Source organism: Flavobacterium johnsoniae (genome assembly GCF_030388325.1).
GTDB lineage: Bacteria > Bacteroidota > Bacteroidia > Flavobacteriales > Flavobacteriaceae > Flavobacterium > Flavobacterium johnsoniae_C.
The window spans coordinates 175303-188548 of record NZ_CP103794.1 but is presented as its reverse complement, the minus strand read 5'-3'; the positions used below and the strand labels follow the sequence as shown (position 1 = coordinate 188548).

The following is a 13246-nucleotide window of genomic DNA, read 5'->3' as shown; positions in this document are numbered from 1 at the left end:
CTTTTGGTATTATTAGTTAATTTTAATTATAACTCCGTTTTTGTCAGTGGTTAGCTTCCCTTTGGTCTTTTTTCCGTTTATAATTTCTTTTCCATTAATTTTAACAGAAACTTCATTTACGGTATCATTAACAATCGTGTCTACTTGTTCTGTGTCGTAATCGTAATCGCTGTCGTGGTCTGCAGGGCAGTTTAGACATTTTACTTTAGAATTTTCAACTTTATAATTGTAATCTCCATCGTAATTTAGGTTAAAGAAACCTTCGTCAGAATTGTAATAATCTCTAACAGAAGAATCTGGTTTAACTAATTGTCCTTCTGGTAGGTAAATGTAGATGTCAACTTCTTGACCTCTAAATTTGTTTTTAACATCTGTCAGAAAATAATTATCCAAAATTAAATGATTTCCGACAATTTGAAACTTGTAATTAATTTTTTCTGCTCTTTTTTTCGCATTTGTAAAAGAATTTCCTCTTGCGCTTTTTTCGATTTGAATAAAAGGAGCAACCTCATCTGTGTGCAAAATATGTAAACTTACATCATTAGAATAAATCAATTCATTGTTTGCAGAATCTTGTACAAATTCAAATTCTCTTCTTTCATTTAGGCTTTTTGCATAGTAATCGCTATGTTTAAATTTGATATACAAAGTGTCTTGCGGACGAATTGCGATTTCTTTCTTTTCTACAACTTTATTATCGTATGAAACTTCAGTTGCTTGTTTAATCCCAATGCTTGCCAAAATTGCAATAGAAATAATCCAAATAGCTAAAAGTGTATATTTTGTAATGTTTCCGATTGATTTTAAGTTTGGAGATAACAATTTAAATCCTAAAAGTGTTAAGAAGAAAAACGGAATTCCAACTACAAAAAACATTAATAATCCAAATGACCAAAGCGGATATTCTGTAAAGTTTCCTGCTTCGACAAAATTCTGCCAAGGAAAATCAATAAAGATATTTGTTCCTAAAGTAAAAACGCCAATCAATAACATGATCAAAGTTGAGATTCCGCTTATGATTAGAATTACGCCTAAAAATTTTGCGAAAATTTTAAAAACCGTCATTATAAAGTCTCCAAATGAACTACTTATTCTCTCAGCTCCCGACTTTACTTGGTTTCCCATTTTGTCATAATCTGCATTTTTAAATTTATCAGAAAGGGTATCAATTTCTTCGCGAACTTTTTTTTCGATGTTTGAAATTGTTACTGGTTCTCCGGTCATTTCTAATTTTTCAGAAGTTGTAATCGCTTCTGGAGTTACAATCCAAAGAACGAAATAAGCTAAAATTCCTGTTCCAAAACCTGCAAAAACGAATACTAAGAATAAGATTTTAATCCATACAGCGTCAATTCCGAAGTAATGACCTAAACCTGTAGCTACACCGCCAATTAATCCTTTTTCTTTATCACGGTATAATTTTTTGTGTTTTCTTGCACCGTAATTACTGAATGATTGGTTCGTATTTTCTTCGTCTTCAATTCTGTAATCTTCTGGTTGTCCCATAACCGCAATCACTTCATCAACGTCTTTCAGTCCAACAACATGTTTCTCGCTTTTTTGTTTTTCTGTCAATAATTCAGAAACACGCATTTCGATATCTTTAATAATTTCATCTTGTCCAGAAGAGTTGTTAAGTGATCGTTTTATAGCGTCAAAGTAGCGTGTTAATTTTAAGTATGCGTCTTCATCTATGTGAAAAAACATCCCGCCTAAGTTAATATTTACTGTTTTGTTCATGACTTATTGATTTTGATTGGTGATTAAGTTTACAGCGTCAGACAATTCTGTCCAAGTACCGCTAAGTTCGTTTAAAAAAGTTTGTCCTATCTCGGTTAATCCATAATATTTTCGCGGCGGACCTGAGGTCGATTCTTCCCAGCGATAATTAAGTAAACCGTCATTTTTTAATCTAGTTAACAACGGGTAAACAGTTCCTTCTACAACTAGTAATTTTGCGTTTTTTAAAGTGTCTAATATTTCAGATGTATATGCGTCTTTTTCTTTTAGAACAGATAAGATGCAAAACTCAAGAACACCTTTGCGCATCTGTGCTTTTGTGTTTTCAATGTTCATAATTTCATTTTGTTTTTTTTTGATTGAACAATTCGTTTTTTGATTGATGATGATTGATTGATGATGATTGATGATGATTGATGATTGATTCGAAAATAACTTTTAACCTTGATTTGTGTTACTTTATAAAAGGAATCGTAAGCGGATATTTGTATAATTCTCCGTTTGAAGCTTTTATCGTAGCATAAATCACTAAAAAGAATTCAACAAATTTTAATAATCCAAAAAGTACTACAGCTGTAATTCCGACACTTAGCATTCCGATATGCGATTGAAAGTCAAAGTTTCTAATCACAAAATTATGATCGTTAAAAAAGGCTTCAATTGGAATGTTCTGTAAAACTACTGATACAAAAATTGGTATTGCGATAAGTGCTAAAATCAAAGTATAAAGCAATAAGCTTAACTGAAAATTCAAAGCCTGTTTTCCGTGATGATCTGCAAATTCAGATTTATCTTTGTAGTTTGTCCAAATGATTAGCGGAAAAATATAGTTCCCAAACGGAATTATATATTGACTTAATGTACTCAAATGAGTAAATGCTGCTGTATTCTTTTCTGATGTTTTTTCCATGATGAGTGGTGTTGTTGTTTCCATGATTAAAAGTATATAGTAATTTCTTATGCAAATATATGTCTAAAAAACAGTATCTTGTTTTGCATAGTACCAAATATTAACAAAAATTTAACAAATTTAAAAGTAAGAATTTTAATTTAAATCGCTGGAAACCATTCGAAAGTGTTGATTTTATTGAGGTTGTTTTGATAGTTTAATAATTTATTGTGCGTGCATAGTTTTTTTGTATTTTTACATAAAAAAATAAATCACATGGCACTTTCGGTATCAAAACTTAATAAGTTCGTTCTGTTTAAACTTCCTTCTGCATACTTCTGTGGGGTACGTGTTAAAGATATAAACGATTCTAGCTGTACGGTAACGGTTAAACACAGATGGATTAATCAGAATCCATTTAATTCGATGTATTTTGCAGTTCAGGCAATGGCAGCAGAATTAACAACTGGAGCTTTGGTCATTTCTCAAATTCAGCAAAGCGGAAAAGAGATTTCGATGTTAGTAGCCAATAATAAAGGAAACTTTACTAAAAAAGCTACTGGAAGAATAACATTTGTTTGTAAAGATGGACATCTAATTGCAGACGCAATCAAAAAAACTATCGAAACAGGAGAAGGGCAGACTTTCTGGATGAAATCTATTGGTACAAATGAAGAAGGTGTGCAGGTTTCGGAGATGGATTTTGAATGGAGTATTCGAGTGAAATAGAGTTTTGTTTGCCACGAATTTCACCAATTAACACCAATTAAAAAATATAAAATTGGTGTTAATTGGTGAAATTCGTGTCGAAAAAACATAAAAAAGGCTTCAATTATTTTGAAGCCTTTTTTGTTGAAATGATATTTCAATTATTTTTTAGAGCAACAAGTTTTTTTATCTTTTTTATCTGTTGTCTTTTTGCAACATGATTCTTTTTTAGCTTTATCCTTAGAAACTGGTTTTGTTTCCTGAGCGTTTACGCCAATTGTAAATAACGCTATGGTAATGATTGTAATTACTTTTGTCATTTTGTTTTAATTGTTTTTTGTTAGAAAATTATAATTGAGTGAATCAAATATAGCAACATTTGTTTAGCCTGATTCTTACAAAAAGTTAATGTTTTTGTAAAATCTGTTAATGAGTTGTAAAGACTTGACGATTGCATTTAGTAGTTAAGATTAACACCAAATCCAATTCCCATATCGCTGTCATAATGTGTTGTAATTCCAAAGTTTCTCGCAACAATATATTTTAATCCTGCCATATATTCTTTATCCGTATTCCACATTAAATTCATTCGAAGTCGTTGCGAAAGTGGAATGTCTTTTCGTTCAAATTGTAATCTCACATTTCCATCGGTATACACCTCAACTTGCGCTTTTATGAGCATTGGTAGAGTATATTCAAGACCCGCACTAAAAACCGAACGATTGTCCTTGGTATTTTTTTGTCCGAAAAGATTCTGTTCCTGTTCGTCCATTCCCATTTTTCGATAGCGCCAGTCAAAACCAATAAAAGGCATTAACCATTGATTTTTTCCAATATAACGCCCAATATGAGTTTCGGTTTCATAACCATGTTTGTCGTTATAACCCAATCTCCATTCGGTTCCGATGCTCCAACGAGTATTGCTGTACATCGCTTCACCATCATTTCCATTAGACGCAAAATCATTTTCAGCCATAAAATGAAACATTCTATCATCCATTTTTAGCATTTTATAAGCCATTTCAGGATGATGAATCAAAGGATTTGGTGCAGAGTTTTCATAAGTAAAAATTCTTCCCATTCCTGCCATCATGTGGTATAAAATATGACAGTGAAAAAACCAGTCACCATCAGCATTTGCCTGAAATTCGATCGTATCGGTTTCCATTGGCATAATATCAATCACATTTTTTAACGGAGAATAATCGCCATGTTCATTCAGAATTCTAAAATCATGTCCATGTAAATGCATTGGATGGCGCATCATCGAACCATTATATAAAACAATACGAACGTTTTCTCCTTTTTTAATTAGAATTTTATCGGTTTCAGAAACTACTTTATTATCCAAACTCCAAACATAGCGATTCATATTTCCAGATAATGTAAAACGTAATTCTTTAACAGGAGCCTCTTTTGGAAGATTTGTCTTAAACGGAGATTTCAGCATTCCGTAATTCAAAGTCACAATTTCGGAGGTTTCAGTACTGTCGCTTTCCATTTTCATCTCTTCCATATTATGATTAGAATGATCCATTTTTGGTTTAGAATTTTCATCTTCACCCGAAATTTCAGGATACATTACGGCATTCATGTCCATTTTGTTCAAAGACATATTCATGCCCATGTCGTTCATTTCGCCATTCATTTTCATCATATCATTCATCATTTTCATTCCTTCAAAATATTTTAATTTCGAAAGATGATGAATGGGCTGTTTTTCTCCATTTCCTAAAAACAAAGATGCAGACCCAGTTCTGTCTTCGGCTGTAGCCAAAAAAGCAAAAGATTTATTATTCTCAGGAATAGTAACAACAACATCATACGTTTCAGAAACGGCAATAATCAAACGATCAACTTCTACAGGTTCAACGTCATTTCCATCGCTGGCTACAACTGTAATTTTTCCTCCGCCGTATGTCAGCCAGAAATAACTTGAAGCACCCCCATTTGCAATTCGTAATCTAACTTTTGAGCCAGGTTTAAGGTCTGAAATCTGTTGCTCATTTTTTCCATTAAGTAGAAACTTTTCATAATAAACATCGCTGACATCCATCGCGTTCATACGTTTCCATTCGTTGGTCACTTTCGTCGAAAAATGTTTTTGTTTTAAAGCTTCAAAATAACTTTGCGTTGTTCCTTTTTTTATGGCAAACCAATCGTTAGCATTGTGCAGCATTCGCTGAATATTCTCAGGTTTCAAATCCGACCATTCGCTTAAAATAACTGGAATTGTTGGTAAATCGTCAATTCCTTTTCGAATCGTTGCATCGTCTTTTTTCTTATTGATAATAAAAAGTCCGTACAAACCAATTTGTTCCTGTAAACCAGAATGACTGTGATACCAATACGTTCCATTTTGAATAATTGGAAATGTATATTTATGAATTGTTCCAGGCTCAATCGGCATTTGAGTCAAGTACGGAACTCCGTCTTCTTTATTTGGGAGAAATAATCCGTGCCAGTGCATTGAAGTTGTTTCTTTTTTGAGTTCGTTATGCACATAAATTTCTGCAATATCGCCTTCGGTAAAAGTCAGCGTAGGCATCGGAATTTGTCCGTTTACAGCAATCGCACGTTTTTCTTTACCCGAAAAATTGACGATTGTATCACGAACATGCAAATCGTAACGCACTACTTTTTGTGCCTTTAGCTGAAAAGCGATTAGAAATAGTATAGGTATATATTTAATTTTCATCATTAGCTTATAATTTTAAATTTCTCAATCGCAAAGCATTTACGATTACAGATACAGAACTCAAACTCATGGCAACGGCAGCCAACATAGGCGAAAGTAAAATTCCTAAAAACGGATATAAAATTCCTGCTGCAATCGGAACGCCCAAAGTGTTATATATAAAAGCAAAGAATAAATTCTGTTTGATATTTGACATTACAGCATGGCTGAGGTTTTTGGCTTTTACAATTCCGTTAAGATCACCTTTTACCAAAGTTATTTTTGCACTTTCAATAGCAACATCCGTTCCTGTTCCCATTGCGATTCCAATGTTGGATTGAGCCAAAGCAGGTGCATCGTTGATTCCGTCTCCCGCCATCGCCACAATTTTTCCTTGTGCTTGAAGACGTTCAATTTCTTTTAATTTATCTTCAGGAAGACAATCTGCTTTAAAAGAACTTAAATGTAAATGTTCAGCAACTGCTTTTGCGGTATTATAATTATCGCCCGTCATCATGATAACCTCAACACCTTGAGCGATTAATTCTTTAATGGCTTTTGCACTGTTTTCTTTGATCGCATCGGTAATGGCAACATAGCCTAAAACTTCTTTTTCAATTGAAATATAAGAAATCGTTTTGCCTAAATTTTGTTCGGCAATAACTTGTTTTTCTAAATCTTCAGAAACAGAAGCGCCGATTTCAAGCATTAATTTTTTATTACCTAAAGCTACTTTTTTACCTTCTGTAGTTCCTAAAACTCCTTTTCCCGCAATAGTTTCAAAACCTTGAACTTCTTTGAATAAACTATTTTTTGCTTTCGCGAATTGTACTACGGCCTGCGCCAAAGGATGTTCGCTATGTTGATTTAAGGAAGCAATGTTTTGAAGCAGAAAGTCTTCGTCATTATTTATAGCATAGATTTTTTCTACAGATGGTTTTCCTTCCGTAATTGTTCCTGTTTTATCTGTAATTAAAACATCAATTTTATTCATGTTTTCTAATGCTTCGGCATTTTTAATCAAGATTCCGTTTTGTGCGCCTTTTCCAACTCCGACCATTACTGACATCGGTGTTGCCAATCCAAGTGCGCATGGACAGGCAATAATTAAAACGGCAATCGCATTGATTAAACCGTAAACGTAAGCAGGTTCTGGACCGAATTTTGCCCAAAGTAAGAATGTCAAAATCGAAATGATAACTACGGTCGGTACAAAATACTTAGAAACGCGATCGGCTAATTTCTGAATCGGTGCGCGAGATCTGCTAGCATCATTTACCATTTGGATAATCTGTGAAAGCATCGTTTCTGATCCTACTTTTTCAGCAATCATTACAAAAGATTTTGTGCCGTTTATTGTTCCAGAAATCACAGCATCGCCTGTTTTTTTGTCAACTGGAATTGGTTCTCCCGTAATCATCGATTCGTCGATACTGCTTTCGCCTGAAGTTATTTTTCCGTCAACGGGAATTTTTTCTCCAGGTTTTACACGAAGTAAATCGCCTTTTTTGATGTTGTGAATGGAGATAACTTTATCCATCCCATTTTCTACCAAAGTCGCTTCAGTTGGAGCTAATTTTAATAATTCTTTGATTGCGCCGTTAGTTTGCCCGTGTGCTTTGGCTTCTAATAATTGTCCTAATAAAACTAAAGTGATAATTACAGTTGCAGCTTCAAAATATAAATGAATGGTTCCGTGATGCGATTTGAATTCAGAAGGGAAAATATGAGGAAAAAACATTCCGACAATACTAAATAGGAACGCAACGCTGGTTCCAATTCCGATTAAAGTAAACATGTTCAGATTCCAGGTTACAATCGATTTGTAAGCGCGAACGAAAAACATCCATCCTGCGTAAAATAAGACTGGAAGTGAAAACAGGAATTGGACCCAATTCCATTTTTCGATTGACATTATATTGTAAAGCGGATTATTCGGAATCATTTCTGACATTGAAATAATGAAAATAGGAAGCGTAAACAAAATCGCGATTTTCATTTTCTTCAATAAATCAGTATAAGTTTTGTTTTCTTCGCTTTCAGAAGCCTGTATCGGAACCAAATCCATTCCGCAGATCGGACAATCGCCTGGTTCGTTTGATACAATTTCAGGATGCATCGGACAAATAAATTGTGTTGCAGTTACGGCAACTTGCGGAACTAAATCCATTCCGCAAACTGGACAATCTCCGGGTTTGTTATATGTTTTATCGCCTTCACAATGCATTGGACAATAATAAACGCCATTTGCACTATGCTGATGCACTTTTTTAGTTTCTGCTTTATGATGATTGTGATGTTCTTTTTTATGACCTGAACAGCAAGATTTAACTGTTTCAGAATGGTTTTTAGGAGAATCCATTTCAATAGTATAATTTCCAACCGCTGATAAAATTTTCTGAAATTTTTCTGTCGGAACATGTTTGTCCATTGTTATCGTAGCCGTTGGTGGATTCAAAGTTACTTCTGCCTGAACGCCTTCGACTTCATTCAAAGTTTTTTCGACTTTGGTTCGGCATCCGTTGCAAGACATTCCTGAAATTATATATTGATGAGTCATTGTATTGGTTTTAAAGTATTACAATGCAAATTTCCGAAGTACAAGTTACAACGGTTTGTAGAATTTTGGGAATGATTTGTAAGATTTACTATTTTTTTTTAACGCAAAGGGCGCAAGGAATTTACGCAAAGAGCACAAAGTTTTTTAGTTGAGATTTTTAAAAAGTTCACAAAGCTTTATACAGATCACTTTGCGAAATGTATTTAAACATAGCCCAAGGTTTCAACCTTGGGAAACGTATTGTAATGGATTTGTTGTGAGGTAATTAGTATTTGTCAATGATTGCGTTCCAGTGGTTGAAACCACTGGCTATGTTTATCATCTTTGTGAATTTTTTGTAAAAAAAGTTAGCCACAGATTAAAAAGATTAACACAGATTTTAAAATCCTTCTAATCCTTTTAATCTGTGGCTAAAAACTTTGTGCTCTTTGCGTAAATCTCTGCGTTCTTTGCGTTTAAATAAATAACTACAAATTCTCGATTTGAATACGATTATTATCTTTCAATTGTTTGAAAGAAGTAGGAGTAAAGCCCGTAATTTTTTTGAATTGATTGCTCAAATGCGCCACATTACTATAATTTAAAATGTCTGCAATTTCGCTTAACGAAAGCTCATTATAAATCAATAACTCTTTTACTTTTTCAATTTTCTGGCTTATAAAATATTTTTCGATTGTTGTATTTTCAATTTCGGAAAAAAGATTACTCAAAGAATTATAATCTTGATTTAAATTTTCTGCTAAGTAATCAGATAAGTTGATTTTAAGTTCGTTGTTTTTATGATGAACCAAATCCACAATCAAGTTTTTTATTTTCTCGACGGTTTTTGTTTTTTTATCATCTATTAAATCAAAACCTAAAGCTTGAAGATTTTCTAATAAAACCTCTTTTTGCGAATCATTGATTTCGTTTTGTAACTCAACTTCTCCTAATTCAACAGCAATAGTTTGAAGTCCGAGTTTTTCAAACTCAGACTTCACCACCATTTTGCATCGGCTGCACACCATATTCTTGATGTAAAGCTTCATATTATTTAATCGTTTCTACCACGTTTCCGCAAGTCAGCATCGAAGAGCCGTAATACGGATTCTTAACTGCTTTTTCTTTGCTTAACCAATCAGCGTCTGCCATTGGGCAATATTGTTTGTAGATTGGCTGTTCTGGGCTAGAAACTTTTATTAAATCATAAGTGCTTTTAGATAATGATTTAAAAGTATCACGCTGTTTTTTAAGATCTGTTGTTGCTGAAATACTTTTAGCATCGGCAGTTAATTTTTTGACCACTTTCATCCAAACCGTATGTTCGTTGCTTTTTAGTTTGTCCATTTTTACTGCTGTAATCGCTGCCAGTAAGTCTTTGGCTTTCGCCGAAGTCAATTTGCTGTCACTTTTTATAAGTGCATCTTTTACAGTAAAATAAGCATCATAAACGCTTTGCAATTGAGTATCTGCAATTTCGATGTTTGTTGATTCAGATTTAGGAGTGTTTGCTTGAATGTTATTTGCAGAAAATAATATTGCGATTGTCGCTGTTAAAGCTATAATTGATTTTTTCATTGTGTTTTATATTTGATAAAGGATTTTCAAATTTCCTTTAGATTAATTTAAAGATTTCGATTCGAAAAAGACCCAATATGGGCTATTAAAAATACAAAAATTATATTTTCGGCTTCAGCCAAATAGAAGTAAAACCCGAAGAAATAATCACTTCAGGATAATAAGTAAATGTGTTTTTTACGGAAAAATTGAAAACATTATTTTCTAAATCAAATTCATTTGAAGTTAAAATAATGCTTGAAAACGTTGAAGTATTGCATCCAGAATGACGACATTTTCCATCACAATTGTGTTTTTCTTCTTTTGAAGTTTTCTTTTCATGACATTTTTTAGAACAGCTGTTTTCTTTTTTGGCAACAACTTCTTTATGATTTTCCATATTGCATGCAAAGGTATAACTTGGATTCAAAAAGAAACTAAGTGTTATAAAAAGCATTATTATGTGGATTTTCTTTTTCAAAGAAATTGTTTTTAGTAGCACAAATTTAGTTAAAAATGTTCGAGCAAATTATATTTTAAGATTTCAATAACTACAGTTTTTTGAAATCGGTCGGTTTCATGTTTTTTCGTTTTTTGAAATAATTCGTCAAATGACTTTCATCGGTAAAGCCAAACTCGTACGCAATTTGTTTAATCGGCAATTGATTATTGTGAAATCTCTTTTCGATTAAAGTCGTTCTCAAATTATGGATATACTCTCGATAACTTATACTGAATGTTCTTTTAAAATAAGCACTAAAATACGTTTGGGCAATATTAAAATGCTCTGCAATAACTTTTATCTGAACCAATTTTGGCTGATAAATATTTTGGTGAATGTAATTTGCAATTTGTTCATTATCCAAATGAGTCGATTTCATCTGAAGATTCATGCCTCGAATCGTTTCTTTGATTAAACCAAAAATCGAAAGAATCTGATAAAAAACAATTGGAGAAGAAGTTACATCAATATATTTACCATAAGTTACAATATTTTCTACAGTGTTTTTTAGAATCGTTTTACAAGGTTCATCAAACTTCAAAACTGTTTCTTTTAGGATTTTATCACGCATGAAACTTTCTGGAGTATTTACTAAAAATTCATCGCAAGTAAGATTCTGTTTAGAGTTGAAATAATTGTCTGTGAACTTTATAAAAGTAAAACGCGTACTTTTCTTTATATCAAAATAATGCTCATCATCTGGAGAAATTACAAACAGATCGCCAGCTTTATATGGTAAAAGATTATTATTCAAATGATGAATTCCGCTTCCTTTATTAATATAAATGATTTCATAATAGGTATGCGTATGCGGCGGAAGATGAAATTTCTCTTCTTCAAACTCATCAAGTACTAGCGTTTTAAACTGATTTAATTTCGGCATAACTTAATTGTACAATTTTATATCGCAAATTTACAATTTATTTTCGGGTTGCTGATATTAATTTTGCAACGTAGAAATCTATTCCTTTCTACTTTTATTAAAATGAAAAAAAGTCTTATTGCACTCTCTTTAGGAGGGTTAACTATCGGAATTACAGAATTTGTAATGATGGGATTACTCCCAGATATTGCTTCAGATATGAAAGTTTCGATTCCTGTTGCTGGATATTTAATTTCATCTTACGCTTTAGGAGTTGTTATTGGTGCGCCTTTATTAGTAATCGCAGGCAGAAATTATGCGCCAAAAAAAATGCTTTTAATTTTAGCATTAATGTTGGCGGTTTTTAATGCGCTTTCTATTATTGCTCCAGATTATAATGTTTTATTCGCTTCTCGATTTCTTTCAGGTTTGCCACATGGTGCATTCTTTGGAGTAGGAGCGGTAGTTGCAAGCCGTTTGGCAGATAAAGGAAAAGAAGCGCAAGCCATTTCTACAATGTTTGCCGGGTTAACAATCGCAAATCTAATTGGCGTACCGATTGGTACTTATATAGGTCATCATTTTATTTGGCGCTATACATTTGTATTAATTGCTATTGTTGGATTATTAACGCTTTTGGCAATTTACTTATGGATGCCCAATCTTGAAAAAGGAGAAAGTGTGAATATGAAAACCCAGCTTCAGTTTTTTAAACGTACAGAAGCATGGCTAATTATCGGAATTACAGCAATTGGTTTTGGAGGTTTATTTGCTTGGATTAGTTATATCGCACCTTTATTAATTAATGTATCCAAATTTGCGCCAGAAGATGTTTCTTCAATCTTGATCTTAGCAGGATTAGGAATGGTTGTTGGTAATTTTGTTGGAGGAAAATTGGCAGATCGTTTTTCGCCGGCTCCAACTACTTTAGCTTTATTAATGGTAATGTCTTTAGATTTGGTTTTGGTTTATTTCTTTTCATTCAACCAATATGTGTCTTTATTTCTGACTTTCTTAACTGGAGCTATTTCATTCTCGGTAATTGCGCCAATTCAGATGCTTATGATCCGTACTGCGAAAGGAGCAGAAATGATTGCCTCTGCATCGCTTCAAGGAAGTTTTAATATTGGTAATGCCTTAGGAGCTTTTCTAGGCGGATTGCCTTTGGCGGCAGGACTTAGTTATTCTTCACCAAATCTTATTGGAGTTGCCATGTCGATTATTGGAATGATTATTACATTCATATTGATGAAGTTACATCAAAAACAGGTTCAAGTTCAGCCAGTATAAGCTCAAAATAATTAAATTCTTAAAGCCCTTAACTTTTGTTTAAGGGCTTTTTTGTGCTTCAAAATACCTAATCTTATAGTCAAAATTACTTTTTCTATCGCTTTTTTGATCTTATTTATAGGTAAAATCAGTATAATTTTTAAAATCTAAACGAAATATTTTCATTTTTTTTAGGATCATTTTAACTTTTTAAGTGTAAAAATAACACCTAAAAATTTCGTAACTAATATTCATGTAATCGATTGTTTTTTTTATAAAAATAGAATCAAATGAGCGATTAATAATAATATATTTAATATTTTATATTCATTAAAATTATATATCTCATATAAAAAACAAGTATTTTTTTTGATATATAATTTTTTTTATGACTTTTTTATGAAAAATTATTTTTCGTTTAAAAAAAATATCTATGTTTGTGTAATCGATTACAACTTTGTTTCTCATCTTCGAAATCGATTAAGTAATCGGAAATTAAACAG

General features: G+C 32.6%; 12 protein-coding genes. 2 read left to right on the top strand and 10 right to left on the bottom strand.

What is annotated here, in order from left to right:
• Positions 1–12: 12 nt before the first annotated feature.
• The 3 genes from NYQ10_RS00890 to NYQ10_RS00880 all read right to left on the bottom strand — a co-directional run bounded on the left by NYQ10_RS00890 (position 13) and on the right by NYQ10_RS00880 (position 2650).
• A complete protein-coding gene (locus NYQ10_RS00890) occupies positions 13–1740 on the bottom strand; it encodes a PspC domain-containing protein (RefSeq protein ID WP_289878505.1) in 1728 nt (575 codons plus the stop codon).
• A 3-nt stretch (positions 1741–1743) separates the two neighbouring features.
• The gene (locus NYQ10_RS00885; protein WP_008464689.1) at positions 1744–2076 is read right to left on the bottom strand and encodes a PadR family transcriptional regulator; all 333 of its coding nucleotides are present in this window, start codon (positions 2074–2076) and stop codon (positions 1744–1746) included.
• Positions 2077–2194: 118 nt separating this feature from the next.
• Positions 2195–2650: a DUF4870 domain-containing protein gene (locus tag NYQ10_RS00880; RefSeq protein ID WP_289878503.1), complete on the bottom strand. Its 456-nt coding sequence runs from the start codon at positions 2648–2650 to the stop codon at positions 2195–2197.
• A 255-nt stretch (positions 2651–2905) separates the two neighbouring features.
• Here NYQ10_RS00880 and NYQ10_RS00875 point away from each other — a divergent pair, with 255 nt between their 5' ends.
• The gene (locus tag NYQ10_RS00875; RefSeq protein ID WP_289878502.1) at positions 2906–3358 is read left to right on the top strand and encodes a DUF4442 domain-containing protein; all 453 of its coding nucleotides are present in this window, start codon (positions 2906–2908) and stop codon (positions 3356–3358) included.
• 140 nt (positions 3359–3498) lie between these two features.
• On the opposite strand, the gene NYQ10_RS00870 is transcribed toward NYQ10_RS00875, so the two are convergent.
• The 7 genes from NYQ10_RS00870 to NYQ10_RS00840 form a co-directional block, all read right to left on the bottom strand.
• On the bottom strand, positions 3499–3657 hold the full coding sequence (locus tag NYQ10_RS00870) for a hypothetical protein (RefSeq protein ID WP_289878501.1): 159 nt from the start codon (positions 3655–3657) through the stop codon (positions 3499–3501).
• A gap of 137 nt (positions 3658–3794) precedes the next feature.
• Positions 3795–6035, bottom strand: coding sequence for a multicopper oxidase family protein (locus NYQ10_RS00865; RefSeq protein WP_289880986.1), 2241 nt, complete (start codon positions 6033–6035; stop codon positions 3795–3797).
• 7 nt (positions 6036–6042) lie between these two features.
• Positions 6043–8574 (bottom strand): heavy metal translocating P-type ATPase, encoded by a 2532-nt coding sequence (locus tag NYQ10_RS00860; RefSeq protein ID WP_289878500.1) that lies wholly within the window; start codon positions 8572–8574, stop codon positions 6043–6045.
• A gap of 467 nt (positions 8575–9041) precedes the next feature.
• Positions 9042–9602: a helix-turn-helix domain-containing protein gene (locus tag NYQ10_RS00855; protein ID WP_289878499.1), complete on the bottom strand. Its 561-nt coding sequence runs from the start codon at positions 9600–9602 to the stop codon at positions 9042–9044.
• A gap of 1 nt (position 9603) precedes the next feature.
• Entirely contained in the window at positions 9604–10131 is a 528-nt protein-coding gene (locus tag NYQ10_RS00850) for a DUF3347 domain-containing protein (protein WP_289878498.1), read from the bottom strand.
• 100 nt (positions 10132–10231) lie between these two features.
• The gene (locus NYQ10_RS00845) at positions 10232–10591 is read right to left on the bottom strand and encodes a hypothetical protein (protein WP_289878497.1); all 360 of its coding nucleotides are present in this window, start codon (positions 10589–10591) and stop codon (positions 10232–10234) included.
• Between the two features lie 70 nt (positions 10592–10661).
• Positions 10662–11495, bottom strand: a complete 834-nt coding sequence (locus tag NYQ10_RS00840) for an AraC family transcriptional regulator (RefSeq protein ID WP_276172277.1) — start codon at positions 11493–11495, stop codon at positions 10662–10664.
• A gap of 102 nt (positions 11496–11597) precedes the next feature.
• Between NYQ10_RS00840 and NYQ10_RS00835 the strand changes: the two genes are divergently transcribed.
• The gene (locus tag NYQ10_RS00835; RefSeq protein ID WP_289878495.1) at positions 11598–12764 is read left to right on the top strand and encodes an MFS transporter; all 1167 of its coding nucleotides are present in this window, start codon (positions 11598–11600) and stop codon (positions 12762–12764) included.
• The last annotated feature ends 482 nt before the right edge of the window (positions 12765–13246 follow it).

What these genes read in the sequence shown, in the direction of transcription:
- NYQ10_RS00890 (WP_289878505.1), bottom strand. Translation starts at nt 1,740, where the DNA reads ATGAACAAAACAGTAAATATTAACTTAGGCGGGATGTTTTTTCACATA.
- NYQ10_RS00885 (WP_008464689.1), bottom strand. Translation starts at nt 2,076, where the DNA reads ATGAACATTGAAAACACAAAAGCACAGATGCGCAAAGGTGTTCTTGAG.
- NYQ10_RS00880 (WP_289878503.1), bottom strand. Translation starts at nt 2,650, where the DNA reads ATGGAAAAAACATCAGAAAAGAATACAGCAGCATTTACTCATTTGAGT.
- NYQ10_RS00875 (WP_289878502.1), top strand. Translation starts at nt 2,906, where the DNA reads ATGGCACTTTCGGTATCAAAACTTAATAAGTTCGTTCTGTTTAAACTT.
- NYQ10_RS00870 (WP_289878501.1), bottom strand. Translation starts at nt 3,657, where the DNA reads ATGACAAAAGTAATTACAATCATTACCATAGCGTTATTTACAATTGGC.
- NYQ10_RS00865 (WP_289880986.1), bottom strand. Translation starts at nt 6,035, where the DNA reads ATGAAAATTAAATATATACCTATACTATTTCTAATCGCTTTTCAGCTA.
- NYQ10_RS00860 (WP_289878500.1), bottom strand. Translation starts at nt 8,574, where the DNA reads ATGACTCATCAATATATAATTTCAGGAATGTCTTGCAACGGATGCCGA.
- NYQ10_RS00855 (WP_289878499.1), bottom strand. Translation starts at nt 9,602, where the DNA reads ATGAAGCTTTACATCAAGAATATGGTGTGCAGCCGATGCAAAATGGTG.
- NYQ10_RS00850 (WP_289878498.1), bottom strand. Translation starts at nt 10,131, where the DNA reads ATGAAAAAATCAATTATAGCTTTAACAGCGACAATCGCAATATTATTT.
- NYQ10_RS00840 (WP_276172277.1), bottom strand. Translation starts at nt 11,495, where the DNA reads ATGCCGAAATTAAATCAGTTTAAAACGCTAGTACTTGATGAGTTTGAA.
- NYQ10_RS00835 (WP_289878495.1), top strand. Translation starts at nt 11,598, where the DNA reads ATGAAAAAAAGTCTTATTGCACTCTCTTTAGGAGGGTTAACTATCGGA.